Annotated in this window: 23 protein-coding genes and 2 pseudogenes; 13 read left to right on the forward strand and 12 right to left on the reverse strand. The window is 70.7% G+C overall.

Annotated elements, in window-relative coordinates:
* The 7 genes and pseudogenes from ATM97_RS02565 to ATM97_RS02595 form a co-directional block, all read right to left on the reverse strand.
* A partial coding sequence (locus tag ATM97_RS02565; protein WP_218716300.1) for a fumarate reductase/succinate dehydrogenase flavoprotein subunit occupies positions 1-2606 on the reverse strand: 2606 nt, incomplete at its 3' end.
* On the reverse strand, positions 2603-3346 hold the full coding sequence (locus ATM97_RS02570; protein ID WP_218716301.1) for an ABC transporter ATP-binding protein: 744 nt from the start codon (positions 3344-3346) through the stop codon (positions 2603-2605). The genes ATM97_RS02570 and ATM97_RS02565, both read right to left, overlap by 4 nt.
* Entirely contained in the window at positions 3343-4200 is an 858-nt protein-coding gene (locus tag ATM97_RS02575; RefSeq protein WP_218716302.1) for an ABC transporter permease, read from the reverse strand. Before ATM97_RS02575 ends, ATM97_RS02570 begins: the two co-directional genes overlap by 4 nt.
* A complete protein-coding gene (locus ATM97_RS02580) occupies positions 4197-5627 on the reverse strand; it encodes an ABC transporter substrate-binding protein (RefSeq protein WP_218716303.1) in 1431 nt (476 codons plus the stop codon). The genes ATM97_RS02575 and ATM97_RS02580 overlap by 4 nt, the downstream gene beginning before the upstream one ends.
* A 17-nt stretch (positions 5628-5644) precedes the next feature.
* Positions 5645-5872 carry a ferredoxin family protein gene (locus ATM97_RS02585; RefSeq protein WP_019046727.1) on the reverse strand — a complete coding sequence of 76 codons (228 nt, stop codon included), beginning with the start codon at positions 5870-5872 and terminating at the stop codon, positions 5645-5647.
* Positions 5873-6650 (reverse strand): annotated as a pseudogene (locus tag ATM97_RS02590) (GntR family transcriptional regulator). It lies immediately after the preceding gene.
* A gap of 198 nt (positions 6651-6848) precedes the next feature.
* The gene (locus ATM97_RS02595; RefSeq protein WP_218716304.1) at positions 6849-7523 is read right to left on the reverse strand and encodes a PaaI family thioesterase; all 675 of its coding nucleotides are present in this window, start codon (positions 7521-7523) and stop codon (positions 6849-6851) included.
* A 192-nt stretch (positions 7524-7715) separates the two neighbouring features.
* On the opposite strand from ATM97_RS02595, the gene ATM97_RS02600 reads away from it, so the two are divergent.
* Positions 7716-8372 (forward strand): HAD family phosphatase, encoded by a 657-nt coding sequence (locus ATM97_RS02600; RefSeq protein WP_218716305.1) that lies wholly within the window; start codon positions 7716-7718, stop codon positions 8370-8372.
* A 5-nt stretch (positions 8373-8377) separates the two neighbouring features.
* Here the strand turns inward: ATM97_RS02600 and ATM97_RS02605 are convergent, their stop codons facing one another.
* A complete protein-coding gene (locus ATM97_RS02605) occupies positions 8378-8902 on the reverse strand; it encodes a DinB family protein (protein WP_218716306.1) in 525 nt (174 codons plus the stop codon).
* A gap of 112 nt (positions 8903-9014) precedes the next feature.
* Between ATM97_RS02605 and ATM97_RS02610 the strand changes: the two genes are divergently transcribed.
* Positions 9015-9494, forward strand: a complete 480-nt coding sequence (locus ATM97_RS02610) for a hypothetical protein (RefSeq protein WP_218716307.1) — start codon at positions 9015-9017, stop codon at positions 9492-9494.
* On the opposite strand, the gene ATM97_RS02615 is transcribed toward ATM97_RS02610, so the two are convergent.
* The 3 genes from ATM97_RS02615 to ATM97_RS02625 all read right to left on the reverse strand — a co-directional run bounded on the left by ATM97_RS02615 (position 9491) and on the right by ATM97_RS02625 (position 11269).
* Positions 9491-9751, reverse strand: a complete 261-nt coding sequence (locus ATM97_RS02615; RefSeq protein WP_218716308.1) for a hypothetical protein — start codon at positions 9749-9751, stop codon at positions 9491-9493. The genes ATM97_RS02610 and ATM97_RS02615 overlap by 4 nt on opposite strands.
* 64 nt (positions 9752-9815) lie before the next feature.
* Positions 9816-10601 carry an ABC transporter ATP-binding protein gene (locus ATM97_RS02620; protein ID WP_218716309.1) on the reverse strand — a complete coding sequence of 262 codons (786 nt, stop codon included), beginning with the start codon at positions 10599-10601 and terminating at the stop codon, positions 9816-9818.
* Entirely contained in the window at positions 10598-11269 is a 672-nt protein-coding gene (locus ATM97_RS02625) for a FadR/GntR family transcriptional regulator (protein ID WP_218716310.1), read from the reverse strand. Before ATM97_RS02625 ends, ATM97_RS02620 begins: the two co-directional genes overlap by 4 nt.
* A 262-nt stretch (positions 11270-11531) precedes the next feature.
* Here ATM97_RS02625 and ATM97_RS02630 point away from each other — a divergent pair, with 262 nt between their 5' ends.
* Positions 11532-13193, forward strand: a complete 1662-nt coding sequence (locus ATM97_RS02630; protein WP_255586800.1) for a 2-isopropylmalate synthase — start codon at positions 11532-11534, stop codon at positions 13191-13193.
* A 43-nt stretch (positions 13194-13236) separates the two neighbouring features.
* Here the strand turns inward: ATM97_RS02630 and ATM97_RS02635 are convergent, their stop codons facing one another.
* Complete coding sequence (locus ATM97_RS02635) at positions 13237-14244, reverse strand: putative sulfate exporter family transporter (RefSeq protein WP_218716312.1); 1008 nt, start codon at positions 14242-14244, stop codon at positions 13237-13239.
* Positions 14245-14351: 107 nt separating this feature from the next.
* On the opposite strand from ATM97_RS02635, the gene ATM97_RS02640 reads away from it, so the two are divergent.
* The 10 genes and pseudogenes from ATM97_RS02640 to ATM97_RS02685 all read left to right on the forward strand — a co-directional run.
* On the forward strand, positions 14352-14957 hold the full coding sequence (locus ATM97_RS02640) for a YdcF family protein (protein WP_308248349.1): 606 nt from the start codon (positions 14352-14354) through the stop codon (positions 14955-14957).
* Between the two features lie 36 nt (positions 14958-14993).
* A complete protein-coding gene (locus ATM97_RS02645) occupies positions 14994-15977 on the forward strand; it encodes a LysR family transcriptional regulator (RefSeq protein ID WP_255586792.1) in 984 nt (327 codons plus the stop codon).
* Positions 15978-16043: 66 nt separating this feature from the next.
* Positions 16044-16865 (forward strand): GntR family transcriptional regulator, encoded by an 822-nt coding sequence (locus ATM97_RS02650; RefSeq protein WP_218716313.1) that lies wholly within the window; start codon positions 16044-16046, stop codon positions 16863-16865.
* A gap of 5 nt (positions 16866-16870) precedes the next feature.
* Positions 16871-19536 (forward strand): annotated as a pseudogene (locus ATM97_RS02655) (fumarate reductase/succinate dehydrogenase flavoprotein subunit).
* Positions 19536-19763 (forward strand): ferredoxin family protein, encoded by a 228-nt coding sequence (locus ATM97_RS02660; protein WP_218716314.1) that lies wholly within the window; start codon positions 19536-19538, stop codon positions 19761-19763. Before ATM97_RS02655 ends, ATM97_RS02660 begins: the two are co-directional and overlap by 1 nt.
* Positions 19764-19779: 16 nt before the next feature.
* The gene (locus ATM97_RS02665; RefSeq protein ID WP_218716315.1) at positions 19780-21201 is read left to right on the forward strand and encodes an ABC transporter substrate-binding protein; all 1422 of its coding nucleotides are present in this window, start codon (positions 19780-19782) and stop codon (positions 21199-21201) included.
* 29 nt (positions 21202-21230) lie between these two features.
* On the forward strand, positions 21231-22094 hold the full coding sequence (locus ATM97_RS02670) for an ABC transporter permease (RefSeq protein WP_218716316.1): 864 nt from the start codon (positions 21231-21233) through the stop codon (positions 22092-22094).
* Entirely contained in the window at positions 22091-22846 is a 756-nt protein-coding gene (locus ATM97_RS02675; RefSeq protein ID WP_218716317.1) for an ABC transporter ATP-binding protein, read from the forward strand. The genes ATM97_RS02670 and ATM97_RS02675 overlap by 4 nt, the downstream gene beginning before the upstream one ends.
* Positions 22843-23178 (forward strand): ferredoxin, encoded by a 336-nt coding sequence (fdxA, locus tag ATM97_RS02680; RefSeq protein ID WP_218716318.1) that lies wholly within the window; start codon positions 22843-22845, stop codon positions 23176-23178. Before ATM97_RS02675 ends, fdxA begins: the two co-directional genes overlap by 4 nt.
* A partial coding sequence (locus ATM97_RS02685; protein ID WP_218716319.1) for an FAD-dependent oxidoreductase occupies positions 23175-23635 on the forward strand: 461 nt, incomplete at its 3' end. The genes fdxA and ATM97_RS02685, both read left to right, overlap by 4 nt.

Consider the following 23635-nt stretch of genomic DNA (forward strand, 5'->3'; position numbering starts at 1 on the left):
TCCACGGCCGCGCTGTCGGCCGGCCAGGTCGCCAGCGCCAGCACCGCCGCCTTGCGGACGTCGAGGTGCCGGTCGGCGAGTGCCTCGGTCAGCGGCGGTACGGCCGCTTCGGGTGCGGCGCCAGCGAGGCCGCGCGCCGCGCCGACGCGCACCTGCCAGGCCGAATGCCGCAGCGCGGCAGCCAGTTCGGTGTCATCGGCGGGCTCGGTGCCCAGTGCCGCGTACGCCGTCAGCGCGGCCGCCCGCACCAGCGGATCGGGATCGCCGAGGAGCACCCGGATCACCTCGACGCCCCCGGCGCCGATCGACGCCAGACCGTGAGCGACGGCGATGCGCACCTCACGGTTGACATCACTGGCGATGGAGGCCACCGCCCCGGCGTCGTCGAGCGATACCAGCGCCCGCACCGCCTCGATCCGCACCCGATGATCGGGATCACCGAGCGCCGCACGGTATTCCGCCGCCGTGCCCGCGCGCAACGCCCGCAGCAGATCGACCACCGTCGCCCGCACCAGCGGATCGGGGGAGCCGAGATGCCCGGCCAGCGCGCCCGCGCCCGGCAGCACCTCCACCAGTTCGCGCAAACTTTCGGTGGCGGCCCGGCGCACCGACGCGGCCTCGTCGCCGAGTGCCCGCACCAGTTCGTCGGCGAATCCGTCCGGGGTGTTCTCGGTGAGCACCGACAGCGCCGCTACCCGCACCACCGGATCCGGATCGCCGAGATAGCTCGACACGTCGTCGACCGCAGGGGAATCCAGCGCGAGCAGGGTGACCAGCCGGGGCGAGGACGGCGAGGCGGCGACCGGCTGACTGCGCGTCGGCGCGTCGTGCTGCGGCGCCCGGGTGCCGACCAGCTCGGGCTGGGCGATCACCTCGACGATCGGCACGGCCGAGGGCACCTCGTCGAGTCCGGGCACGGGAACCAGATACGGCGCGACCGACCGCTTCACGAACTCCATCTCGCCCGCCGCGGTCTTGCGCAGGTTCAGGTGGAAGTTCCACGATTCGTCGTCGCGCTCGGGCAGATCGGCCCGGTCGTGATAGAGCCCCCAGCGGGATTCGGTGCGGGTCAGCGAACTGCGCGCCGCCATCTCCGCGCAATCCCGGATGAACGAGACCTCGGCGGCCCGCATCAGCTCGTGCGGTGTGCGCGCGCCGATGCCCTCGACCTCGCCGCGCATCCGCGCGAAGGTCTCCACCGCGATCGACAGCTTGGCCGCGGTCTTCGGGGGTGCCACATAGTCGTTCACGAAACGCCGCAGCTTGTATTCGACCTGCGGCTGCGGCGGGCCCTCCGGCTGCCGCAGGGGCCGGTAGACGAGTTCGTGCGCGTCGGCCAGCTGGTCCTCGGGCAGGTCGGTGGGCGCCGCGACCTCGGTCAGCGTCGACGCCGCGTGCGCGCCGGCGAGATCGCCGTAGACGAACGCGCCGATCATGTAGTTGTGCGGCACGCACGCCAGATCACCCGCCGCGTACAGGCCGGGCACCGTGGTGCGCGCGTTCTCGTCCACCCAGACACCCGAGGCGGAATGCCCACCGCACAAGCCGATCTCGGAGATGTGCATCTCGATGTCGTGGGTGCGGTAGTCGTGGCCGCGATTGGCGTGGAAGGTGCCGCGGGTGGGTCGCTCGGTGGTGTGCAGGATGGATTCGAGGGTGGACAGCGTCTCGTCGGGCAGGTGCGAGACCTTCAGATAGATGGGCCCGCGCGCGGATTCGATCTCCCGCTTCACCTCGGCCATCATCTGCCCCGACCAGTAGTCGGAGTCGACGAACCGCTCGCCCTCGGCATTGACCTGGTAGCCGCCGAAGGGGTTCGCGACATAGGCGCAGGCGGGACCGTTGTAGTCCTTGATCAGCGGGTTGATCTGGAAGCATTCGATGCCCGACAGCTCGGCGCCGGCGTGATAGGCCATCGCGTAGCCGTCCCCGGCGTTGGTGGGGTTCTCGTAGGTGCCGTAGAGGTACCCCGAGGCAGGCAAGCCGAGGCGGCCGCACGGACCGGTCGCCAGGATGACCGCCTTCGCGCCGACGGCGACGAATTCGCCGGTGCGCGTGTTCAGCGCGGCCGCCCCCACCGCCCGCCCGTTCTCGGTGAGCACCCGCACCGGCATCAGCCGGTTCTCGATCCGGATCTTCTCGCGCATCGTGCGCTGGCGCAGCACGCGATACAGGGCCTTCTTCACATCCTTGCCCTCGGGCATCGGCAGCACGTAGGACCCGGACCGATGCACCCGGCGCACCGCGTACTCGCCGTATTCGTCCTTCTCGAACTTCACGCCGTAGCGTTCGAGCCGCTGCACCATGGCGAAGCCACGGGTCGCGGTCTGATACACGGTGCGCTGGTCGACGATGCCGTCGTTGGCCCGGGTGATCTCGGCGACGTAGTCCTCCGGTTCGGCCTTGCCCGGGATGACGGCGTTGTTGACCCCGTCCATACCCATGGCGAGCGCGCCGGAGTGCCGCACGTGCGCCTTCTCCAGCAGCAGCACGTTCGCCCCGGACTCCGCGGCGGTGAGCGCGGCCATGGTGCCCGCGGTGCCGCCGCCGACGACCAGGACGTCACAGTCGAGCCGGACGCGATCGGACAGGTCGGGAATGTTCACAGTGACTCCAGGATTCGGTCCCGTAGCGCCTGCCGGTCCACCGGCTCACGCGGGTCGGGCACCTCGACGAGCGCGCGCAGCGCACCGTCGCCGAGGACGGCGATCCGGTCGCCGAGCAGCAGGGCTTCGTCGAGGTCGTGGGTGACGAAAACGATGGTGGTGGGATGCGCGCGCCAGGTGTCGACGAGCAGGCGCTGCATCTCCGCGCGAGTCTGGCTGTCGAGCGCGCCGAACGGCTCGTCCATCAGCACCGCGCGCGGCGAGCCGGCCAGGCTGCGGGCCAGCTGCACCCGCTGGCGCATGCCGCCGGACAGGTCGCGCGGCAGGTAGTCGGCGTAGCCGGTGAGCCCGACCTCGTCGAGCCAGCGCTGCGAGCGGATCGCGCGCTCACCGCGCCCCACGCCCCGAAGCCGCAGGGCCAGTTCGACATTGGCGCGTGCGGTGCGCCACGGCAGCAGCGCGTCGTCCTGGAACACCAGCGCGCGATCGGCCGAGGGACCGGTGACGGTGTCCGCGTCGGCCAGGATGACGCCGCTGCTGGGACGGCGCAGCCCCGCGATCGCGCGCAGCAGTGTCGACTTGCCGCAGCCGGATTTGCCGACCAGGACCAGGATCTCGCCGGGCGCGATGTCGAGATCGATGCCGCGCACGACGGTCTTGGCGCCGTAGCTGATCCGCACCGATTCCAGGCTCAGCCGCATGCCGACCGAGACGGCGGGCGCGGCGGTGGTCGTGGTCATGACGCGACCTCTCTCGGCAGCCAGCGGGTGACCCGGCGGCCTGCCAGTTCGACGATTCCGGAGGTGAGGAAGCCGAGCACGCCGATGGTGATCATGCCGACGAACACGGCGGGGTAGTCGACGATGGTGTAGGACTGCCAGGTCCGGTAGCCGATGCCGAGCCGTCCGGAGATCATCTCGGCGGAGATGAGGCAGATCCAGGCCACGCCCATGCCCACCGAGAGGCCGCTGAACACCCCGGGCAGGATGCCGGGTACGACGACCCTGGTCAGCACCTCGCGCCGAGATGCGCCGAGGGTGCGGATCGCGTCCTCCCAGATGGTCGGCAGCGCCCGGGTGGCGTGGCGGGTGCTCACCAGCACCGGGAACAGCGACGCGGTGAAGGTGATGAACACGATGCCGGACTCGTCGCTGGGGAACAGCAGGATCGCCACCGGCACCAGCGCGATGGCCGGGATCGGGCGCACGAGTTCGGCCAGCGGACCGAAGACGTCGGCCAGCAGCCGCGAGCGGCCCAGGCCGATGCCGGCCAGCACGCCGACCACCGCGGCCAGCCCGAATCCGGTGACGATGCGGATCAGCGACTGCGCGACATCGAGGTAGTACTGCCCGGTACCAAGGTGCTCGCCGAACTCGGCCACGATCTCGGTCACCGTCGGCAGCGTGTCGAAGCGCAGGCCCGCGCGGACATCGCCCGCGGTGAGCAGCTGCCACAAGCCGATCGCCGCCAGCACCGAGGCGACCCGGATCGTCCGCGAGATCCACACCGATCGGCCGGTGGTGGCGTCGATGTCGTCCTGATGCCGGGGCGCGGCACCGGCGGCCGCGACGAGCGGCCCGGAAACCGTACTCATCCGCGGACTTCCGTCACGGCCTGGTCGTAGGCGATCGGCGCGGCGGCGGGATGGGCGGCGCGATAGCGGTCGGCGGCGGCCTGCGTGGTGAACGGCAGGTACCGGTCGCCGTCGCGCAGCCAGATCGCCTTGTCGGCGAACCAGCGGGTGCCCAGTTCGGCGTCGGGGAGGTAGACCGCCCGGATTCTCTTGCCCTGGGCCTTGGCGGCCTGCACCGCTCGCAGCAGGCAAGCCGGGTTGGCGGCGGGCTGCGGCTTGTCCGCGCCGTCGACCCAGATCTCCCCGGCCAGCGCCGGATCGGTCACGGGCACCGCGCAGATCGGGTCGGTCCCGGTGATCTTGCTCGGGTTCACCCGCGACGCCAGGGCGGTGTCGTAGTCGCCGCGCCCGGTCTCGGCGAAGGCCTTGCGCAGCGGTCCGTCCTGGACGAACGCGTCGATATCGAGGTCGGCGAAATCGCCGATCGACTTCAGATACGTCACATCGTCTTTGAACGCGGCGACGAGGTCGGCCTTGAGAGTGGTGTCGAAACTGGTGCCGCCGGGGCCGTTGTAGAGGTAGACGACCTCCTGCGGCAGGCCCGAGCCCTTCGCGACGAGATCGGCTGCTTCGAAAGGCTTCTCGTTGAGGAACGCGGTCGCGTCCAGCTGCGCGGCCAGGAAGGCCTGCAGTACCTCGGGGTGGTCGGCGGCGTAGGCGCGGCGGGCGACCACGCCGTGGAAGGTGGGCACGTTCAGCTCAGCGCCGTCGTAGAGCAGTTTGGCCTTGTTCTGCTGCACCAGCAGACCCGGCCATGCCACGAACTGCGAGAGTGCGCCGACCTGATGCGATTCCAGCGCGGTCGCGCCGACCTGCGGCTGCTGGTTGAGCACCTCCACGCCCTCGGCCGGGTCGATACCCGCCCGGCTCAGCGCCTGCACCAAGGTGCCGTGGCCCGCCGAACCGACACTGGCCGAGATCTTCTGGCCCGCCAGATCGGTGAGCGAGCGCGCCGGTGAATCATTCGGCACCACCACCATGTTCAGCGCGCCCTTGGGGTGGTAGCCGGTGATCGACACCAGCTCGGTGCGGGCGCGCTCGTTGGCCTGGGTGCGGGAACCGTTGATGAGCAACGGGTAGTCGCCCATCGAGCCGATATCGATCTTCTCGGCCACCATCTGCGCGGTGATCGGCGCGCCGGTGTCGTAGTCCTGCCACTCCACCTGGTACTTCGCGCCACCGGCGTCGGTGATCTTCTGCAACCGCTGCTCCAGGTAGCCCTGCGCCTCGAGCAGGGTGCCCGCGGTGACGGTGTTGATGGTCTTGGACTGGTACCCGACGACGACCTTGACGGTGCCCGCCGGTGCGGCGTCGGTGCTTTCGAGCGAGCAGCCCGTCGCGGTGAGCGCGAGCGCGAGCGCGGCGGGGACGAGATGAGTGATCTTCATGCGTGGATTTCCCGGGTTCAGCGGAGCAGATAGGGCATGTTGACGGTGACGGCGCCGGTCGGGCAGCGGGCCGCGCACGGCCCGCAGTACCAGCATTCGTCGACGTGCATGTAGGCCTTGCCCGAATCCTCGTGAATGGCAAGGGAATCGAGTGGACACATGTCGACGCACAAGGTGCAGCCGGTGATGCACAGTGATTCGTCGATCGTCACGGGGACGTCGGCACGCTGGGGGACGAGTGCCATCTAGAGGACCTTCCATTCGGGTGCGCTGCGGGTGAGGCTGCCGCGCATGGTGATGCGGTCACCGCGCATGCGGATGTATTCGAGGTCGACGGGTCTGCCGTCGTCGAGATGGGTGAGGCGCTCGAGCATCAGCAGGGGAGCGCCGGCGGGGGGTGTCGAGGGTGGTCGCGGTGTGCGGGTCGGCGGCGACCGCTTCCAGGGCGAGGTCGGCCGCGCCGAGCGACTGGCCGGTGACCTGCTCGAGCAGCACGAACACGTCGGTGGTCGCGAGATCGTTGGCCAGCACCGCGTCGCCGACGTCGGGCGCGAGGTAGGTGAGATCCAGGCTCAGCGGCAGGTCGGCGAGGAATCGCAGCCGCTCGATGTAGACGACGCGATCGCCGGGTGCCAGCTCGAGCCTGCGCGCGACGGCCGGGGGAGCGGTGATGTGGGTGGCCGCGCGTACCTCGTTGCGGACGGTGCCGTGCTCCGTGAGCGTCTCCTGCAGGCCGAGCAAGGCGTCGAGGCCGTGGTCGTACTTGCGGGCGGCGACGCGGGTGCCGACCTTGGGCGCGCGATCGATGAGGCCCTCGGCACGCAGCAGGGCCAGCGCCTCGCGGATGGTGTTGCGGGAGGTGTCGTGCTCGGCGGCGAGCTCCTGCTCGCCGGGCAACGCGCCCTGCACCGCGCCGGCCAGGATCTGGTGGCGCAGGATGTCGGCCACCCGGCGCGCCCGATCGGCGCGCTGGCCTCGAATCGGAGTGGGTTCTGCGGCTGCCGTTTTCTCGCTGACCTGCATGAACAGCGACGATAGCGGCCGCTATGCGGCCCGGGGCCCGTCGTGCGTCGGGCCCGAATTCAGGGGATGTTTCTACGCCGGGTGACCGTCGCCGGGACCTGCGGCGATCGGACCACGCGGCGGCATTGCGCCACCCCGGCCGGTGCGGGCGACATTCGGATCACGTCGATCGCAATGTCGCCCGGCGGCCGGGCTCGGTCAGGGCTGACCGGGCTTGAGGAGGATGAACAGCCCGTTCGCCTCGGCGCACAGGCGCTCGCCGTCGTGCATCGTCGCGCGCAGGTACACCTTGCGGCCGTCGGTACGCTCCACCCACGCGCGCACCGTCAGCTTCTTGTTGAGCGGGGTGATCGAGCGGTAGTCGATGGTGAGCGAGGCGGTCCGGGTGACGGCCTTGGTGTGCACCGCGGCGGTCATGCCGAGGATGTCGTCGAAGGCGACGCCGATCTGCCCGCCGTGCGCGGCGTTGTTGCCGCCCAGGTGGAAGGTCCGGAAGGTCAGCTCGGCGGTGACACCGTCGACGTCGGCGCTGGCCACCGTGTACGGCGGCAGCGTGATGTTGCCGCGCGAGGGCAGGTCGGTGCGGGTCCAGGTCGGTGCCGACCACTCGTCTACGACCGCGGCGTCCAGGCGCGCGTTGAGCTGCTCGAGCGTCGCGATGGTCTCCTTGGCCAGCTCGTCGGACGGGTTCAGCAGGCGCGCGCGGTCCATCAGCTCGCGCACCTGTTCGATCAGTTCGCCGTAGTGCGGGCCGCCGATGGTGTGGTCCTGCTTCGCTTGCCTGCGCTGCTGGATCAGCTCGGCGACCGGCCGGAACCCGCCCTCGTGGTGCTCTGCGTCCGGCAGCGAGTTGCCGACCTGTGTATCGTCCATATGCAACACGTTATCGCTGCGGAGCTGGATGTTCGCGTTCGGTGTCCCACTTGTGTCCGTGCTCGTGACACGGCTCACCGCCGCGGGTGCGCCTCTATTAGGCTGGTCGGCGATCACCGAGCAGGTCTGTACGTACCGAGAGTCGGCGCGCCCGCGTGGTGCCCGGCGGATGAACGGCGAAAGGCTGAGCGCATGGGTATCGCGGCGGTAGTGTTCGACATGGACGGCGTGCTGATCGATTCCGAACCCATCTGGGAACAGGTCCGGCGCGACTACGTCGAACTCAAAGGTGGCCGGTGGCAACCGGATTCGCAACGCAAGATGATGGGCATGAGTACCCAGGAATGGGCCGCCTATATGAGCGACGATCTCGGGGTCGCCATGCCGCTCGACGACATCTCGACCAAGATCATCGATCTGATGGCCGACCAGTACGCCCACCACGTGCCGTTGCTGCCGGGCGCGGTCGAGGCGGTGCAGCGGTGCGCGAGCCAGTGGAAACTGGGTCTGGCCAGTTCGTCGCCGCGCTCGCTGATCGACTTGGTGCTGGCGAAGTCCGGTCTGCTCGAGTACTTCTCCGCGATCCTGTCGACCGAGGAGGTCGGCCGGGGTAAGCCCGCGCCCGATGTCTACCTCACCATCGCCCAGCGGCTCGGGGTCGACCCGAACAGCTGTACCGCCGTAGAGGATTCGACCAACGGCCTGCGCTCGGCCCACGCGGCGGGCATGCGGGTCGTCGCCGACCCCCGTCCGGAGTTCCCGCCGGTTCCCGACGCGCTGGCGCTGGCCGCCGTGGTCATCGACGACCTCGATCAGCTGACCACCGAGGTGATCACCGGGACCGCCTGAGGCGGTCAGAAGCTGCCGGTCACGCCGTCGATCCGCTCCCGCAGCAGGTCGGCGTGGCCGTTGTGCCGGGCGTACTCCTCGATCATGTGCAGATACACCCAGCGCAGGGTGTAGCCGTCGGACCGCCACGGGACGTGGAAGACATGGTCGAGCGGCAGAGCGGCGACCGCCGCGTCACAGGCGGCGATCTCGGCGTGGAAGACCGCGAACGCCTCCGCGGCGGGCAGCGAGGTGAGGTCGTCGAAATCGGCGTCCGGTTCGGTCTCGGACCCGTAGACCGGTTCGAGGGACTCCCCGGCGGCCGAAACCCGGAACCAGCCGCGCTCGACCTCGGTGAGGTGCCGGATCAGTCCCAGCAGCGACAGCGTGGACGGCGGCACCGAGCGGATCGCGAGCTGGTCGCCGTCGAGGCCGCCGCACTTGTTGAGCAGGCTCTGGCGATGGAAGTCCAACCAGGACTGCAACATCGGGCGTTCGTCCACCCCGACCAGCGTGCGCGTCGGGACGACTTCGGGCGCTGTCCACGTCATCTCGGTGACGGTACCGGCCGCTGTGGCGACGCGCAGGCCGATGACCGGTCGCCGGGTGCCGATTCCGCGCTACCCCTGGTCCGGCCCTGCCTCCATCCGGCACACTGGCCGGATGGAGGCCCAGCGTGACGAATCGCCGGAGGTCGTGGTCCACCTCGGCGACGGCTTGGATGCGCCACGGGCCGTCGACCCGGCCGATCCCGGCACCGCCGCGACCGACCCGGCCCCCGATCATCCGTTCCTGCTGCTGACGCGCACCGCGACCGAGCGGCTCCAGGCCAGGTTCCTCGACGACGGCACCTACGAGGTCGAGCACACCGACGGCACCGACCGCCGCCAGTTGTTCACCACCGACGCCCTGCTGGTGCGCGATGTCGTCTGGTCCTGGGTCCAGCGGGACCGCTGGTGGTACGACACCGTCGCCTGGACCACCGTCGATCCGGCGATCGCCGAATTGGACGCGCTGCGCGCCGAACTGTCCGAGATGCTCGACGGGATCTCGGTGCTGGACGCGGTCACCGACGATCTCGACCGCGCGCTGGCCAGGGCCGACGAACTTCTCGCCGCCGACCCCGACCTCGACTCGGACTAGTCGGCTTCGCCCTCGCACCAGTCGTCGAAGGCGTCGAACACGGGCTCGGCCACGGCCGGGACGTAATCCTCGACGGCGTCCTCGATCGGGTCCCAGACCCGATCGCAGCCGGATGGGGCGGGCGGCCACGATTCGATGTACTCGACCAGGGGCGATTTCGGCGGTTCGGTGTCCTCGGCGCCGGCGATGCCCGCGGCCGCCAAGGTCAGGGCCGCGGTGGCTCCCGCGGTGGCGACGATCCGGTACCCGATCCTCATGACATCCTCCTGTCGGTTCCGACATGCGATGTCTCGCGATCGTAACCGCCGGGGGTGGGTCGTGTCAGCGGGCGCGGGCGCTCCAGCGGCCCTCGTCGTAGCGCACTTCGATGGGGTGGTCGAAGGCGGTGGAGACGTGGTCGGTGGTGATGACCCGGTCGGCGGGGCCGGTGGCGACGGTGCGCCCGTCGGCGATGAGCAAGGCGTGGGTGGTACTGCTCGGCAGTTCCTCGAGATGGTGGGTGACCAGCACCGAGGCGACCTCGGGGTGGGTGCGGTCGAGGGAGTCGATGGTGGTGAGGAGCTGTTCGCGGGCGGCCAGGTCCAGGCCGGTGGACGGTTCGTCGAGCAGCAGCACGCGGGGACCGCTGATCAGGGCGCGGGCGATGAGGGTGCGGCCGCGTTCGCCCTGCGACAGGGTCGGCCAGACCTCGCCGGCCTTGCCGGTCAGGCCGAGGGTGTCGATGATCGCGTCGGCGCGGGCCAGGTCGTCGGCGGTCGGCGACCAGCGCATCGGGGTGTCGATGGTGCCGGTGATGCCGGTCAGCACCACCTCGCGGACGGTGAGCGCGTACCGCAGGGGATGGCGCGGATCGACGTGCCCGATCGAGCGGCGCAGCCGGGCGAGTTCCACCCGGCCGAACTGCTCGCCGAGCACTCGCACCGTGCCGGTGGTGGGGAAGGTGACCGCGCCGCAGAAGCCGAGCAGGGTGCTCTTGCCTGCCCCGTTGGGCCCGAGCAAGGCCCAGTGCTCGCCGGCCCGCACGGTCAGGGAGATGCCGTTGATGATCTTCTTGCCCGCCCGCCGGAAGGTCACCCCGTCGAGTTCGATCACGGGCGCGCCGGTCATGCGAAAGCCTTCTTCAGGGCGGACAGGTGGGTGCGGCTGAATGCGGCCGCCGCCGTGGGGTTCCGGTCGGCGACGGCCTGGGCGAGTTGTTCGTGCGCGGCGTGGTCGGCCTGCTCGGAGGCGACGGGACGCAACTCGAGCATGTCGATCATGGCCAGGCGCAGGCGGGGCAAAAAGCTGTCGAACAGCTGGGTCAGCACGTCGTTGTGGGCGGCGACGATGACCGCGCGATGGAAGGCCATATCGGCGTCGACGTGCTCGGCCACGGTCTGGCCGTCGGCCCGGCGACCGGCCAGGGCCCGGCGGATGGCGCGCACGTCGGCGGGGGTGCGTCGCTGTGCCGCCAGCGCGGCCGCCTCGGCCTCGATCGCGATGCGCGCCTCGATCACCGCCGCGATGGTGGCGCCGCGCAGCACGACGTCCCAGTCCTCGCTCACGTCGAGCGCGGTGACGAACACCCCCGCGCCCTGTCTGCTGTCGAGCACGCCTTTGCCCGCCAGCTCCCGGATAGCCTCGCGCAGGGTGGACCGGCCGACGCCCAGCTGGGCGGCCAGCAGCGTCTCACCCGGTAATCGGTGCCCCAGCGGCCACTCGCCGGCGCGGATGCGCGCGAGCAGGAGTTCGGCCGCCTGAGCGGCCAGGGGCTGACGCCTGACCTGTGCAACCACCGAAAAACCTCTCTACTTGTCTGAGGAGTTGTGGTAGAAGTGTACCCATCATGACCTACACCGCGCTTCTCCTCCGCCGCCACGGCGGGGCCTGACCGACCGGCCGCCCCGCCGTGGGGCTCTGTCGTGGCTGGTCGCCGTCGTCTCGTGGCCCCCGCGGCCAGGAAGCAGAACCGTCATGACCCCCTTTCCCACCCTGATCACCCCCACCGGCGCCGTCGGCACCGACGCGCCCGCGTGGAACCGGCAGCGCCACTCGGCCATGCCGTCGCATCGCTACCGCGATGTCCACCGGCGCGTGGACGTGCCCGCCGGAGAACGGGACTGGCCGGATGCCAGGATCACCACCGCCCCGCTGTGGGTGCCCGTCGACCTGCGCGACGGCAATCAGGCGCTGGCCGAACCGATGGATCCCGACCGCAAGCGCCGGTTCTTCGAACTGCTGGTCGCGATGGGGTACAAGGAGATCGAGGTCGGCTATCCCTCCGCCTCGCAGACCGACTTCGACTTCGTCCGGTTGCTGGCGCGCACCCCGATCGCGCCGCCGGACGTGACCGTCGTCGTGTTCACCCCGGCCCGCCGCGACCTGATCGCGCGGACCGTCGAGTCGGTGCGCGGGATCGCCAACGAGGTGGTCATCCACCTGTACACCGCCACCGCGCCGGTCTGGCGGGAGGTCGTGCTGGGCAAGGATCGCGAGCAGTTGCGGGAGCTGATCCTGGCCGGTGCGCGCGAGGTGCTCGACACGGCGGGTGAGCTGCCGAACGTGCGATTCCAGTTCTCGCCCGAGGTGTTCAACCTGACCGAACCGGACTTCGCGCTCGAGATCTGCGACGCGGTGACCGCGCTGTGGCAGGCCTGCCCGCAGCGGCCGGTGACCTTGAATCTGCCCGCGACGGTGGAGGTGGCGACGCCCAACGTCTACGCCGACCAGATCGAGTACATGCACCGCCACCTGGCCCGTCGCGACGGGGTGATCCTGTCGGTGCACCCGCACAACGACCGGGGAACCGGCATCGCCTGTGCCGAGCTGGCGGTGCTGGCCGGCGCCCAGCGGGTGGAGGGCTGCGTCTTCGGCAACGGCGAGCGCACCGGCAATGTCGACATCGCGACCTTGGCGCTCAACCTGCACGCCCAGGGCGTCGACCCGATGATCGACTTCTCCGACATCGACGAGATCCGCCGCACGGTGGAGTACTGCACCCGGTTGCCCGTGCCCGAACGGCATCCCTACGTCGGCGATCTCGTCCACACCGCGTTCTCGGGTACCCATCAGGACGCGATCCGCAAGGGGATGGCCCATCATCGCGAGGCGGCGGCGCGCGCCGGTGTCGCCGAGCGTGAACTGCCCTGGCAGGTGCCGTATCTGCCGATCGACCCCGCCGATATCGGGCGCTCCTACGACGCCGTGATCCGGGTGAACTCCCAGTCCGGCAAGGGCGGCATCGCCTACCTGCTGCACACCGAGTACGGGCTGGACCTGCCGCGCCGCCTGCAGATCGACCTGGCCCGCCGGGTGCAGGTGCGCACCGACGACACCGGCACCGAGGTCACCGCGAAGGAACTGTTCACCCTGTTCGAGCGGGCCTATACGGTGGCGGATCCGCGCATCGTGCTGACGCGGTGGCGCATCGTCGAGGAGACCACCGAGATCGTGCTCGACATCGACGGACGCGAACTGCGCTCGGTGCACCACGGCATCGGCCCGGTCGACGCGGTCACCACGGCACTCGCCGCCGCGGGTCACCCGGTCGAGATCCTGGGCCTGACACAGCATTCCGTGGCCGAGGGCGCCGACAGCGCCGCGGTCGGCTACCTCGAATACCGGGTTGCCGGACGCACCGGCTGGGCCTTCGGGCGCAGTACCTCGGTGATCGCGGCGTCCCTGGATGCGGTGCTGAACGCGGTGAACGCGACTGCCTGACCGACGATCTCGTGGGGCGCCCGCGCCCCACGAGATCTCGGCGTCAGCACCAGCCGGTGAGGTACATCAGGCCGAGGCTGGCGATGCCCAAGATCAGGCCCAGCGCGCCACCGAGGACTAGGGGCCGCACGCCCGCGCTGCGCAGCCGCTCGACGCTCAACGAGGTGCCGATGGCGGCCAGCACCGCGGCGATCAGCCAGCCGCTGGTGGTGGCCAGCGGCTGGGTCAGCGCGGTGGGCAGGATGCCCAGCCCGGCGACGATCGAGGCCGCCAGGAACAGCACCACGAACAGCGGGAACGCCTGGCGCAGCGAACCCGCGGGGGCGCCGGTCTCCGCGGTCAGACGGCGGCGGCCGACGTGCAGGCCGATACACAGCGGGACGATCGCGAGACTGCGCACCAGCTTCACGATGACCGCGAAGTGCGCGGCGCCCGCGCCGAAGATGACCCCGGCGGCCAGCACCGAGGAGGTGTCGTTGATCGCGGTGCCCACCCACAGGCCGAACGCCTCCTGCGACAGGCCGAGCGCGCGCCCGAGCGGCGGATACACCAGCACCGCGGCGACATTGAAGACGAAGATGGTGCCGAGGGCGTAGGCGACGCGCTGCTTGTCCGGCCGCAGTACCGCGGTGGCGGCGGCGATCGCGGACGCACCGCAGATCGTGGTGCCCACCGCCACCAGCGTCGCCGATTCCCGGTCCACCGCCAGCATCCGGCCGACGAAGAACGCCGCCACCCCGCCGACGAGCAGTGTGCCGAGCAGCACGACGGCCGTCTCCTTGCCCACACTCATCACCGACCCCAGCGGCAGCCCGAGCCCGAGCAGCACGATCGCCGCGCCGAGCAGCCGCTGCCGGGCGAGGTCGAGGCCCGGGCCGAACGTCTCGCCCGTCGCGTCCCGACGGCGCAACACCATCCCGGCGACGGCGCCCGCGGCCAGCGCCAGCACGGGCGCGCCGATCATCGGCAGTGCCTTACCGAAGGGCATGGCCACGGTGGCCAGGAGTGCGGCGAGGGCCAGGCCGGGAGCGATGGTACGTACTCGGTTCACTCCTCCACCTTCGCCGCGCCGAAGACTCCGAGGTAGAGGCCCGTTTCCGGGGTTCTCATAAGGCAGGCTTATGGCTGGTGGTGCGGCGGGTGTGCTTTCCTGGAGTGGTGCGGACATCGACCCGGCTCGCGCTGACCGCCGCGATCGCAGCGATGCTGTGGGGCGAGTGGGCGAACTGGCGCGCCTCGCGCAGGCGCGTCGGCTCGGCGGGCCCGGGGTCCGAGGCGGTCGTGGTGCTCGGCTACCGCGACGCGGGCCCGCGAGCCAATGCCATGAACCGGTGGCGGGTGCGCGCGGGCCTGCGCTCGCTCGATCCGGCGGCGACCGAATCCCGGCTGGTCCTGTGCGGCGGTGCCTGCGCGGGTCCGGTGTCCGAGGCGGCGCTGATGGCCGCCTACGCCACGGACGCGCGCGGCTATCGCGGTGAGATCGTGCTCGAGGAATCGAGCCGATCCACTTGGGAGAACATCGCTTTCGCGATTCCTTACCTCAAGGACGTCGACCGGATCAAGATCGTCTCCCTGCCCACCCACGCCGCGACCGGTCGTGACTATCTGGCGGAACAGAGCCCGGAACTTGCCGTGCGACTGGTGCCGGGGCGAGAGTACCGATTCGGGGAGTGGATGCCGCTGAAACCGGTGATCGCGCTCTACGGGGTGGTCAAGGACCTGCGTGGCCGATACGCGGCCGAACACGACGACGACAGTGCCTGATGCGGCGCCGCGGCGCGCGTCGCCCATAATCGGCGCATGACCCTGCCCCCTGGAACCCCCGACCTGGAGGTCCTCGACCTCCTCGTGTCGGTGGCCGAGCTGGGCAGTCTGGGCGCGGCCGCGCGCCGCCACGGCATCAGCCAGCCCGCGGCGAGCATGCGGATCCGCGCCCTCGAACGACGGATGCGGGTCAAGCTCCTCGACCGCGGCCCGACCGGCTCGGCGCTGACCGACGCCGGGCATGCGGTGGTCGAGCACGCGCGCATCGTGCTCGCCGCCGTGCGTGATCTGGTCGACGACGTCGATCGCCTGCGCGCCGCGGCCGCGCCACGATTGCGCATAGCCGCGTCGAAAACGATTGCCGACCACCGTATTCCGCACTGGTTGGCGGCGCTGCGCACCGACCATCCCGAAGTGCTGATTTCGCTGGAGGTGGAGAACTCGACCCAGGTCGCGGCGCTGGTGCGTGACGGTGTCGCCGATCTGGGATTCGTCGAGGGCCCGCATCCGCCCGCCGGGCTCGGCAGTCGCGTGCTCGGCGCCGACGACCTGGTCGTGGTGGTCGCGCCGGAGCACCCCTGGGCGCGCCGGACCACCCCGGTCGCGCTCGCCGAACTCGCCGGCACCGCCCTGCTCTGGCGCGAGCCGGGCTCTGGCACCCGCGACACCGTCTGGGACCTGCTCAGCACCGCCGCGACCCCCGCGGGCCCGGCCGCGGAACTGGGCTCGGCCGCCGCCATCGTGGCGGCGGCCCGCGCCGGCATGGCCCCGGCGGTCCTGAGCCGGCTGATCGCCGCGCCGGATCTGGCGACCGGCGCGCTGGTGGCGGTGCCGTCGGCCGACGCCGCCCGGCTGACCCGCAAGTTCCGGGCGATCTGGCGCCGCACCACCCCACCTTCGGGCCCGGGCGAACTGCTCGTCGATCGGGCCGCGCAACTCGAGATCGCCCGCTCGCCGGTGGTGGGACTACCGGACACGGGGACATCGCCGCAGGTAGAGGGCTCGGAGCCGCAGCGGTAACTGGCGTAACGGCCCGGTAATTGCCCGAAACGTCCGCCGTAACGCGGCCTTCGGAGCATGTGCCGCATGACAGCCACTCCCTTTTCCTCGACGCGGCCCCGGCCCCAGCCCCCCGATCCGGGCACGGGCCGACGCAGCGCACCGGCCCGCCGCATCCGCGACGTCCTGCGCGCCCGTATCCGCAGCGGCGTCTACGGCACCCGGCCGCTGCCTGCCGAGGCCCAGCTCGCGGCCGACTTCGCCACCAGCCGCAATATCGTCCGCGACGCCCTCACCCTGCTGCGCGACGAAGGGCTGATCGATCGGGTGCCGGGCGCGGGCACCTTCGTCGTCGCCGAGAAGGCCGTGCAGGGTCTGGACCGACTGCGCGGGCTCGCCGAGACCTTCCAGACCCACAGCGACCGGGTGGTGAACCGGGTCCTGCTCGCCGAGGTCGTGCCCGCCACGCCGCTGGTCGCCGAACGGCTCGAGCTGGAGCCGGGCGATCCGGTCGTCGCGCTGGAGCGGGTGCGCTATCTCGACGGCGCCCCGCTGTCGCTGGACGCCAGCTACCTGACGGCCGACGTCGGCATCCCCCTGCTCGACCAGGACCTCACCGGCTGCGACGTCTTCGGCCTGCTCGAAGCCGAACTCGGACTGCCGTTGGGCTCGGCCGCGGTCGCGATCGAGGCGGTCGCCGCCGACCCCACGGTCGCCGGCCTGCTGGAAGTCCGCGCCGGTTCGCCGCTGCTGTTCCTGGAACGGCTCACCTACACCGATTCCGGCCGGCCCGTCGATCTCGAATACATCCGCTATCGCGGTGACCGGTTCTCGCTGTCCGGGCGGTTGGACCGCGTCCCGGTGACCCCGCGGCGCACCGTCGCCCGCGACTCCAACGAAAGGGGTTGATCCCCATGCAGATCCCACCGCTCACCGAACGGCGCGAGCTCGTCTGCGACGTCCTGATCGTCGGCGGCGGCACGGCGGGCACGATGGCCGCGCTCACCGCGGCCCGCCACGGCGCGAACGTGCTGCTGCTGGAGAAGGCGCACGTGCGGCACTCCGGCGCGCTCGCGATGGGCATGGACGGCGTCAACAACGCCGTGGTGCCCGGCAAGGCCAGCCCGGAGGACTACGTCGCCGACATCACCGTCGCCAACGACGGCATCGTCAACCAGCGCACCGTCTACGAGACGGCCACCCGTGGCTTCGAGATGGTGCAGCGCCTCGAGGGGTACGGCGTCAAGTTCGAGAAGGACGAGCACGGCGAGTACGCGGTGCGCAAGGTGCACCGCTCGGGCTCCTACGTGCTGCCGATGCCCGAGGGCCGCGACGTGAAGAAGGTGCTCTACCGCACCCTGCGGGCCCGCGACGTGCGCGCCAAGGTGACGATTTCCAACCGGGTGATGCCGGTGCGGGTGCTCACCGTGGACGGGCGCGCGGTCGGCGCCGTCGGCTTCGATACGCGCACCGGCGAATTCGTCACCATCTCGGCGGGCGCGGTGATTCTGGCCGCGGGTGCGTGCGGCCGGCTCGGCCTGCCCGCCTCGGGCTATCTGTACGGCACCTACGAGAACCCCACCAACGCCGGGGACGGCTACGCGATGGCCTATCACGCCGGCGCCGAGCTGTCGGGCATCGAGTGCTTCCAGATCAACCCGCTGATCAAGGACTACAACGGTCCCGCCTGCGCCTACGTCGCGAATCCGTTCGGCGGCTACCAGGTCAATGCCGAGGGCAACCGCTTCGTCGACTGCGACTACTGGTCGGGGCAGATGATGGCCGAGGTCAAACGGGAACTCGACAGCGCCCGCGGGCCGATCTACCTGAAACTGAGCCACCTGCCCGACGCCACGATCCGCGAGATCGAAGGCATCCTGCACACCACCGAACGACCTACTCGCGGCACCTTCCACGCGGGCCGCGGCACCGACTACCGCACCGGCGACATCGAGATGCACATCTCCGAGATCGGCTTGTGCAGTGGACATTCGGCCTCGGGCGTGTGGGTCGACGAACACGCCGCGACCACCGTCCCCGGCCTGTACGCGGCCGGTGACATGGCGCTGGTGCCGCACAACTACATGATCGGCGCCTTCGTCTACGGCGACATCGCCGGCGAGCACGCCAGCGCCTTCGCCCGCGGTGCGACCCATCCCGAGCTGCCCGCCGACCAGGTCGAGGCCGCCCACGAGCTGATCTATCGCCCGCTGCGCAATCCCGACGGTCCGCCGCAGCCGCAGGTGGAATACAAGCTGCGCCGTTTCGTCAACGACTACCTGCAACCGCCGAAAGCGCAGTCCTACCTGGCGCTGGGGGTGGCCGCCTTCGAGCGGATGCGGGACGAGATCGCCGCCATGGGCGGGCAGACACCCCACGAACTGATGCGTTGCGCCGAAGTGAGCTTCATCCGCGACTGTGCCGAGATGGCGGCGCGGGCCTCCCTGCGCCGGACCGAAAGCCGCTGGGGGCTCTACCATCAGCGCGCCGACTGGCCCGCGCGCGACGACGCGGAATGGTTCTGCCACCTCAACCTCTTTCGCGGCGCGACCGGGTCGATGGAGTTCCGCACCCGCCCGGTCGCGCCGTACATCGTGCCGGTCCCCGGATTCGTGCGGCCCGACGGCGTCGCCGATGTCGCGGCCCCCGAACTCGTCGGCGCGTGGGGTGCCCGATGAGCGCGCGCCTGCTGACCCTGCTCGACCTGGCCGAGGAGTGCCCGGAACTCGACGAGCTCACCCCGTATCTCCGCGACGTCGATCCCGAGGTCCGGCGGACGGCCCTGTCGGTGCTGAGCGAGACCACCGAGGACTGGGCCGCGGCGGCGCCGATCATCGCTGGCGCCCTGGCCGATGCCGATGTCGACGTACGCCACACCGCGATCGGGCTGCTCACCGAACTGCTCGAAGTGCTGATACCCGGGCCGGAGTTCGACGCGGCGCTGCGCGAGTGCCTCACCGCGCCCGAACCGGCCGTGCGCTCGGCCGCGATCGAGGCACTGTGGCGGCACCGCAGAGTGAGCGCCGGGGAACTGCTCGCCCGGCTGGCCGACCCGAACGCGGCCGTCCGGCGCACCGTCGTCGGTGGACTGACCTCGGTCGACGCCATCGACGAACTCGCCACCGCGGCCGCCGACGAGGACCAGAACGTCCGGATCGGCGTCGCGAAAGGGCTTGCCGCCGTCGGTGACCCGCGCGGGGCGGTCACCCTGCTGACCCTGGCGCACGATCCGGAACCGCTGGTGCGCGCCGCCGCGCTGGCGAGCCTGGCCGGCACCGGCTGCGACGACCAGGCCGCCGCCGTCGCCACCGCGGCGATGACCGATCCGGCCTGGCAGGTACGGCAGGCGGCAGCGGTCGCGCTCGGCGCGGCCGACCCCGAACTCGCGGCCGCGCCCCTGCTCGCGGCCGTGTCCGATCCCAACCTCGACGTCCGTAAGGCGGCGGTGCGCGCACTGGCCGAACGGATCGCCGAGCGCCGCGACATCACCACGGCGCTGCAACGGGCACTCGACGACCCGGACGCCGACGTCCGCGCCTTCGCCCGCATCGGCATCGCCAACTCTGGAAAGGAACTCTGATGGCCCAGGTCAATGCCCGTCTCGATGTCCCCGTCTCGGTCGATGAGGCCGCCTGTATCGAGGGCTGCACGCTGTGCGTCGACATGTGTCCGCTCGATTCCCTTGCCATCCATCCGGATTCGGGCAAGGCCTACATGCACGTCGACGAATGCTGGTACTGCGGGCCCTGTGCCGCGCGATGCCCGGTCGGCGCCGTCACCGTCAACATCCCGTTCCTGTTGCGTTGAGAAGAACGGACCGACCATGAGCTCGACCTGCTTACGCCTGACCGCGCTGCTGCTCGGCGCCGCCGCGGTCGCCACCCTGGCCACCGGCTGCGGCGCCGGCGACGACGGCAAGACCGTCACGGTGAACATCGGCTACCAGTCCAAGACCATCAACACCGTTACCGCCGGTACCCTGCTGCGCGACCGCGGCACCTTCGAAGCCGAACTCGCCGCATTGGGCAAGACCAACGGCCTGACCTACCGGGTGGAGTGGAAGGATTTCGCCGCGGGCCCACCGCTGACCGCCCAGATGCTGGCGGGCCAGGTCGACATCGGTTCGATGGGCGACGCCCCGATCCTGGTGAACGGCTCCAAGACACGCGATCACGCCGATGTGAAGTCCGAGCTGATCGCGGTCACCGGCTACAACCTGCGCGGCTCGCTCAACCAGATCGTCGTCCCGCTCGACGCGCCCGCGGCGACCCTGGCCGATCTGCGCGGGCAGATCGTGTCGACCAGTGTCGGCTCGGCCGCCCACGGCATGCTGGCCACCGGATTGTCGGCGGCGGGGATGACCCTCGACGACGTGAAACTGCTCGGCCAGGACCCCGCCGTCGGCGCCTCGGCGCTGCAGGGTGACCAGGTGGCCGCGCTGGCCCAATTCGTGCCGTGGCCACAGAAACTCGTCTACGACGGCAAGGCCCGACTGCTCTACGACGGTGGCAGCGCGGGCATCCCGACCTTCCATGCCGTCGTCGCCAACGAACGGTTCGGGACGCGGCACCCCGAGATCGTCACGGCGTTCCTCACCGCCCAGCGCAAGGTCACCGACTATCTCAACCAGCATCCGCTCGAGGCCGCGCAACGGGTCGCCGAGGTCACGGGTCTGCCCGCGGAAGTCGTCTACCTCTACAACGGCCCGAACGGCCTGGTCGGGTTCGATCCGACGATCAAGCCACAGCAGGTCGACGCGCTGGGCACCCTGCTGCCGTTCCTGAAGAGCCTGGGCGCGCTCTCCGACCTGAACCTCGATGAATTCGTAGACGATCGGTACGTGCGGGCCGTCTACGGCGCCGACTACGAGACCGCCCGAGCCTCGGTGGCCCCGCCGTCGACGCTCACCGGCACCGACAGCGTGTGCGGGGGAGCGGTCGACGGGCTCGCGACCGCCTCGGAAGCCTGGTTCGCCGACACCGCCACGACCGCGGTCGCCAGGACCCCTACCTGCCTGTTGCGCCGAATCGCGGCCGCGGGCGGCACCGTGCGCGCCGCCTACGTCCCCGACCACGGCACCGGAACCCGGCTGTTCGCCGCGACCGCGACCTGGGTCAGCGATCCCGGCGCGGGCCCCGACGATCGCCTGCTGCCGTTCGCGATCCGCGCCGACGCGCAGCGCTACGCCGCCGCTCATCCGGGCGCCGCGGTCATCGACTACCAGGCAGCGCTGACAGCCCGCTAGATCCGTCACGTGAGACCAGGAGGCTCACCATGACCGTTTCCGCCCAACCCCTCGCCGCCCCGGTCGCGGCACCCGAGACCACCGCGCCCCGCGCGCAGTCACCCACCCGCTTCACGATTCCCCGCAGAGCGCGCAGGACGGCACTGACCGCCGTTCCGTTGCTGGCGCTGCTGCTGGCCTGGCATCTGCTCACCACCTACCAGGTGGTACTGTGGTTGCGCTTCGACAAGATTCCCACGCCCGCCGCGGTTTTCGACGCGTTCCGCACCCAGCTCGGCGCGGCGAGCTACTACCGCGACGTCGTCTCCAGCACTCGGCGGATCCTGGTCGGCTTCGGCCTGGCGACGGTGTCCGGCGTCCTGATCGGGATGGCGGTCGGCCGCTCAGCCGTCGTCAGCGCCCTGGTGCGGCCGCTGCTCGAGGTCTTCCGGCCGATCCCCGCGATCGCGCTGGTGCCGTTGGCGATCCTGCTGTTCCCGACGGGAGAGCAGGGGATCGTGTTCATCACCTTCTTCGCCGCGTTCTTCCCGGTGGCGGTGAGCACCATCCACGCCATGCACGCGTTGCCCCGCGTGTGGGAGGAGGCCGCGCACACCCTCGGCGCGCGCCGGCGCGACATCCTGTTCCAGATCGCGCTGCCGGGGGCACTGCCCGGCATCTTCTCCGGCCTGTCCGTCGCGATGGGGGTGGCCTGGATCTGCGTGATCAGCGCCGAGATGATCTCCGGCCAGTTCGGGATCGGGTATTTCACCTGGCAGTCCTACGGATTGCTGGACTATCCGGGCGTGATCGTCGGCATGCTCACCATCGGGCTGCTCGGCTGGTTCACCGCCTGGCTGGTGGAACTGGCGGGGCGCCGGGTGAACCGGTGGCTGCCGAGGGCACAGCGATGAGCGCCGGCGCCGCGGTGCGGCTGGCCGGACTGCGCATCGCCTACGGCGAAAGCCTGGCGGCCGAAGTGGATCTCGACATCGCGGCCGGGCAGATCGTCGTGCTGCTCGGACCCTCGGGCTGCGGCAAGTCCACGGTGCTGCGCGCGATGGCCGGACTGCTGCCCCCGATCGGCGGCACGGTCTCGGTCGACGGCGCGGCGGCGGCCCAGCACTGCTCGATGGTGTTCCAGGAAGACGCGCTGCTGCCGTGGCGCACCGCCCGCCGCAATATCGAATTCGCGCTGAAGTTGCGGGGTGTGGCCCGCCGGGACCGCCGGGGCGAGGCGCAGGACCTGCTGAACCTGGTGGGGCTCACCGACTTCGGTGATCATCTGCCCGGTGCCCTGTCGGGCGGGATGCGCCAGCGGGTGCAACTGGCGCGGACACTGGCGGCGCGACCGCGGGTGCTGCTGATGGACGAACCGTTCGGCGCGCTGGACGCGCAGACCCGCGCCGACATGCAGCGCCTGCTCATCTCGGTGTGGCAGCAGCGCCGGACCACGGTGCTGTTCGTCACCCACGACGTCGACGAGGCGCTGCTGCTGGCCGACCGCATCGTGCTGCTCACCCCGCGTCCGGCGCGCATCCAGCGGGTGATCGAGATCGACTCGCCCCGTGCGCCGGGCGCCCGTTTCGAGCCCGAATTCGCCCGTCTGCGTTATGAGATCCTCGCCGCGCTCGGCGAGCCGAACGAGAAGGAACGACAGCCATGACCTTCGTCATCGGAGCCGCCTGCGTGGACGTGCTGGACCGCGCCTGCGTGGAGGAATGCCCGGTCGACTGCATCTACACCGGCGACCGGATGGCCTACATCCATCCCACCGAATGCGTGGATTGCGGTGCGTGCGAGCCGGTCTGCCCGGTCGAGGCGATCTCGCTCGCCGAGGACATCGCGCCGGGGCAGGAGGACTTCGTCGCGGCCAATGCCGCGTTCTTCGACGTGCCGCTGCCCGGCCGCGATGCCGCGCTCGGGTCCCCGGGCAGTGCCGCCGCGGTCGGTGATCTCGGCGTGGACACCCCCTTCGTCGCGGAGTACCGGAAATGACAGCCGCCGATCCCGCCCTGCGCGTGGCGATCGTCGGGGCGGGACCGGCCGGTATCTACGCCGCCGACGCATTGATGAAGTCCGATGCCGATGTCAGCATCGACCTCTACGAGCGCATGCCCGCGCCCTTCGGCCTGATCCGCTACGGCGTCGCCCCCGACCACCCGCGCATCAAGGGCATCATCACCGCCCTGCACAAGGTCCTCGACAAAGACCAGGTCCGCCTGCTCGGCAACATCGACTACGGCACCGACATCACCCTCGACGACCTGCGCCAGTTCTACGACGCGGTCATCTTCTCCACCGGCGCCAACGCCGACCGCGCCCTGCCCATCCCCGGCATCGACCTCGACGGCTCCTACGGTGCCGCCGACTTCGTGTCCTGGTACGACGGGCACCCCGACGTGCCGCGCTCGTGGCCGCTGGACGCGGAGAAGGTCGCCGTGCTCGGCGTCGG

The organism is Nocardia sp. MH4, from assembly GCF_019266065.1.
In the GTDB taxonomy this organism is placed as follows: Bacteria; Actinomycetota; Actinomycetes; order Mycobacteriales; family Mycobacteriaceae; genus Nocardia; species Nocardia canadensis.

Coding starts and splice junctions, on each gene's coding strand:
- ATM97_RS02570 (WP_218716301.1), bottom strand. CDS start 3,346: ATGACCACGACCACCGCCGCGCCCGCCGTCTCGGTCGGCATGCGGCTG.
- ATM97_RS02575 (WP_218716302.1), bottom strand. CDS start 4,200: ATGAGTACGGTTTCCGGGCCGCTCGTCGCGGCCGCCGGTGCCGCGCCC.
- ATM97_RS02580 (WP_218716303.1), bottom strand. CDS start 5,627: ATGAAGATCACTCATCTCGTCCCCGCCGCGCTCGCGCTCGCGCTCACC.
- ATM97_RS02585 (WP_019046727.1), bottom strand. CDS start 5,872: ATGGCACTCGTCCCCCAGCGTGCCGACGTCCCCGTGACGATCGACGAA.
- ATM97_RS02595 (WP_218716304.1), bottom strand. CDS start 7,523: ATGGACGATACACAGGTCGGCAACTCGCTGCCGGACGCAGAGCACCAC.
- ATM97_RS02600 (WP_218716305.1), top strand. CDS start 7,716: ATGGGTATCGCGGCGGTAGTGTTCGACATGGACGGCGTGCTGATCGAT.
- ATM97_RS02605 (WP_218716306.1), bottom strand. CDS start 8,902: ATGACGTGGACAGCGCCCGAAGTCGTCCCGACGCGCACGCTGGTCGGG.
- ATM97_RS02610 (WP_218716307.1), top strand. CDS start 9,015: ATGGAGGCCCAGCGTGACGAATCGCCGGAGGTCGTGGTCCACCTCGGC.
- ATM97_RS02615 (WP_218716308.1), bottom strand. CDS start 9,751: ATGAGGATCGGGTACCGGATCGTCGCCACCGCGGGAGCCACCGCGGCC.
- ATM97_RS02620 (WP_218716309.1), bottom strand. CDS start 10,601: ATGACCGGCGCGCCCGTGATCGAACTCGACGGGGTGACCTTCCGGCGG.
- ATM97_RS02630 (WP_255586800.1), top strand. CDS start 11,532: ATGCCGTCGCATCGCTACCGCGATGTCCACCGGCGCGTGGACGTGCCC.
- ATM97_RS02645 (WP_255586792.1), top strand. CDS start 14,994: ATGACCCTGCCCCCTGGAACCCCCGACCTGGAGGTCCTCGACCTCCTC.
- ATM97_RS02650 (WP_218716313.1), top strand. CDS start 16,044: ATGACAGCCACTCCCTTTTCCTCGACGCGGCCCCGGCCCCAGCCCCCC.
- ATM97_RS02660 (WP_218716314.1), top strand. CDS start 19,536: ATGGCCCAGGTCAATGCCCGTCTCGATGTCCCCGTCTCGGTCGATGAG.
- ATM97_RS02665 (WP_218716315.1), top strand. CDS start 19,780: ATGAGCTCGACCTGCTTACGCCTGACCGCGCTGCTGCTCGGCGCCGCC.
- ATM97_RS02670 (WP_218716316.1), top strand. CDS start 21,231: ATGACCGTTTCCGCCCAACCCCTCGCCGCCCCGGTCGCGGCACCCGAG.
- ATM97_RS02675 (WP_218716317.1), top strand. CDS start 22,091: ATGAGCGCCGGCGCCGCGGTGCGGCTGGCCGGACTGCGCATCGCCTAC.
- fdxA (WP_218716318.1), top strand. CDS start 22,843: ATGACCTTCGTCATCGGAGCCGCCTGCGTGGACGTGCTGGACCGCGCC.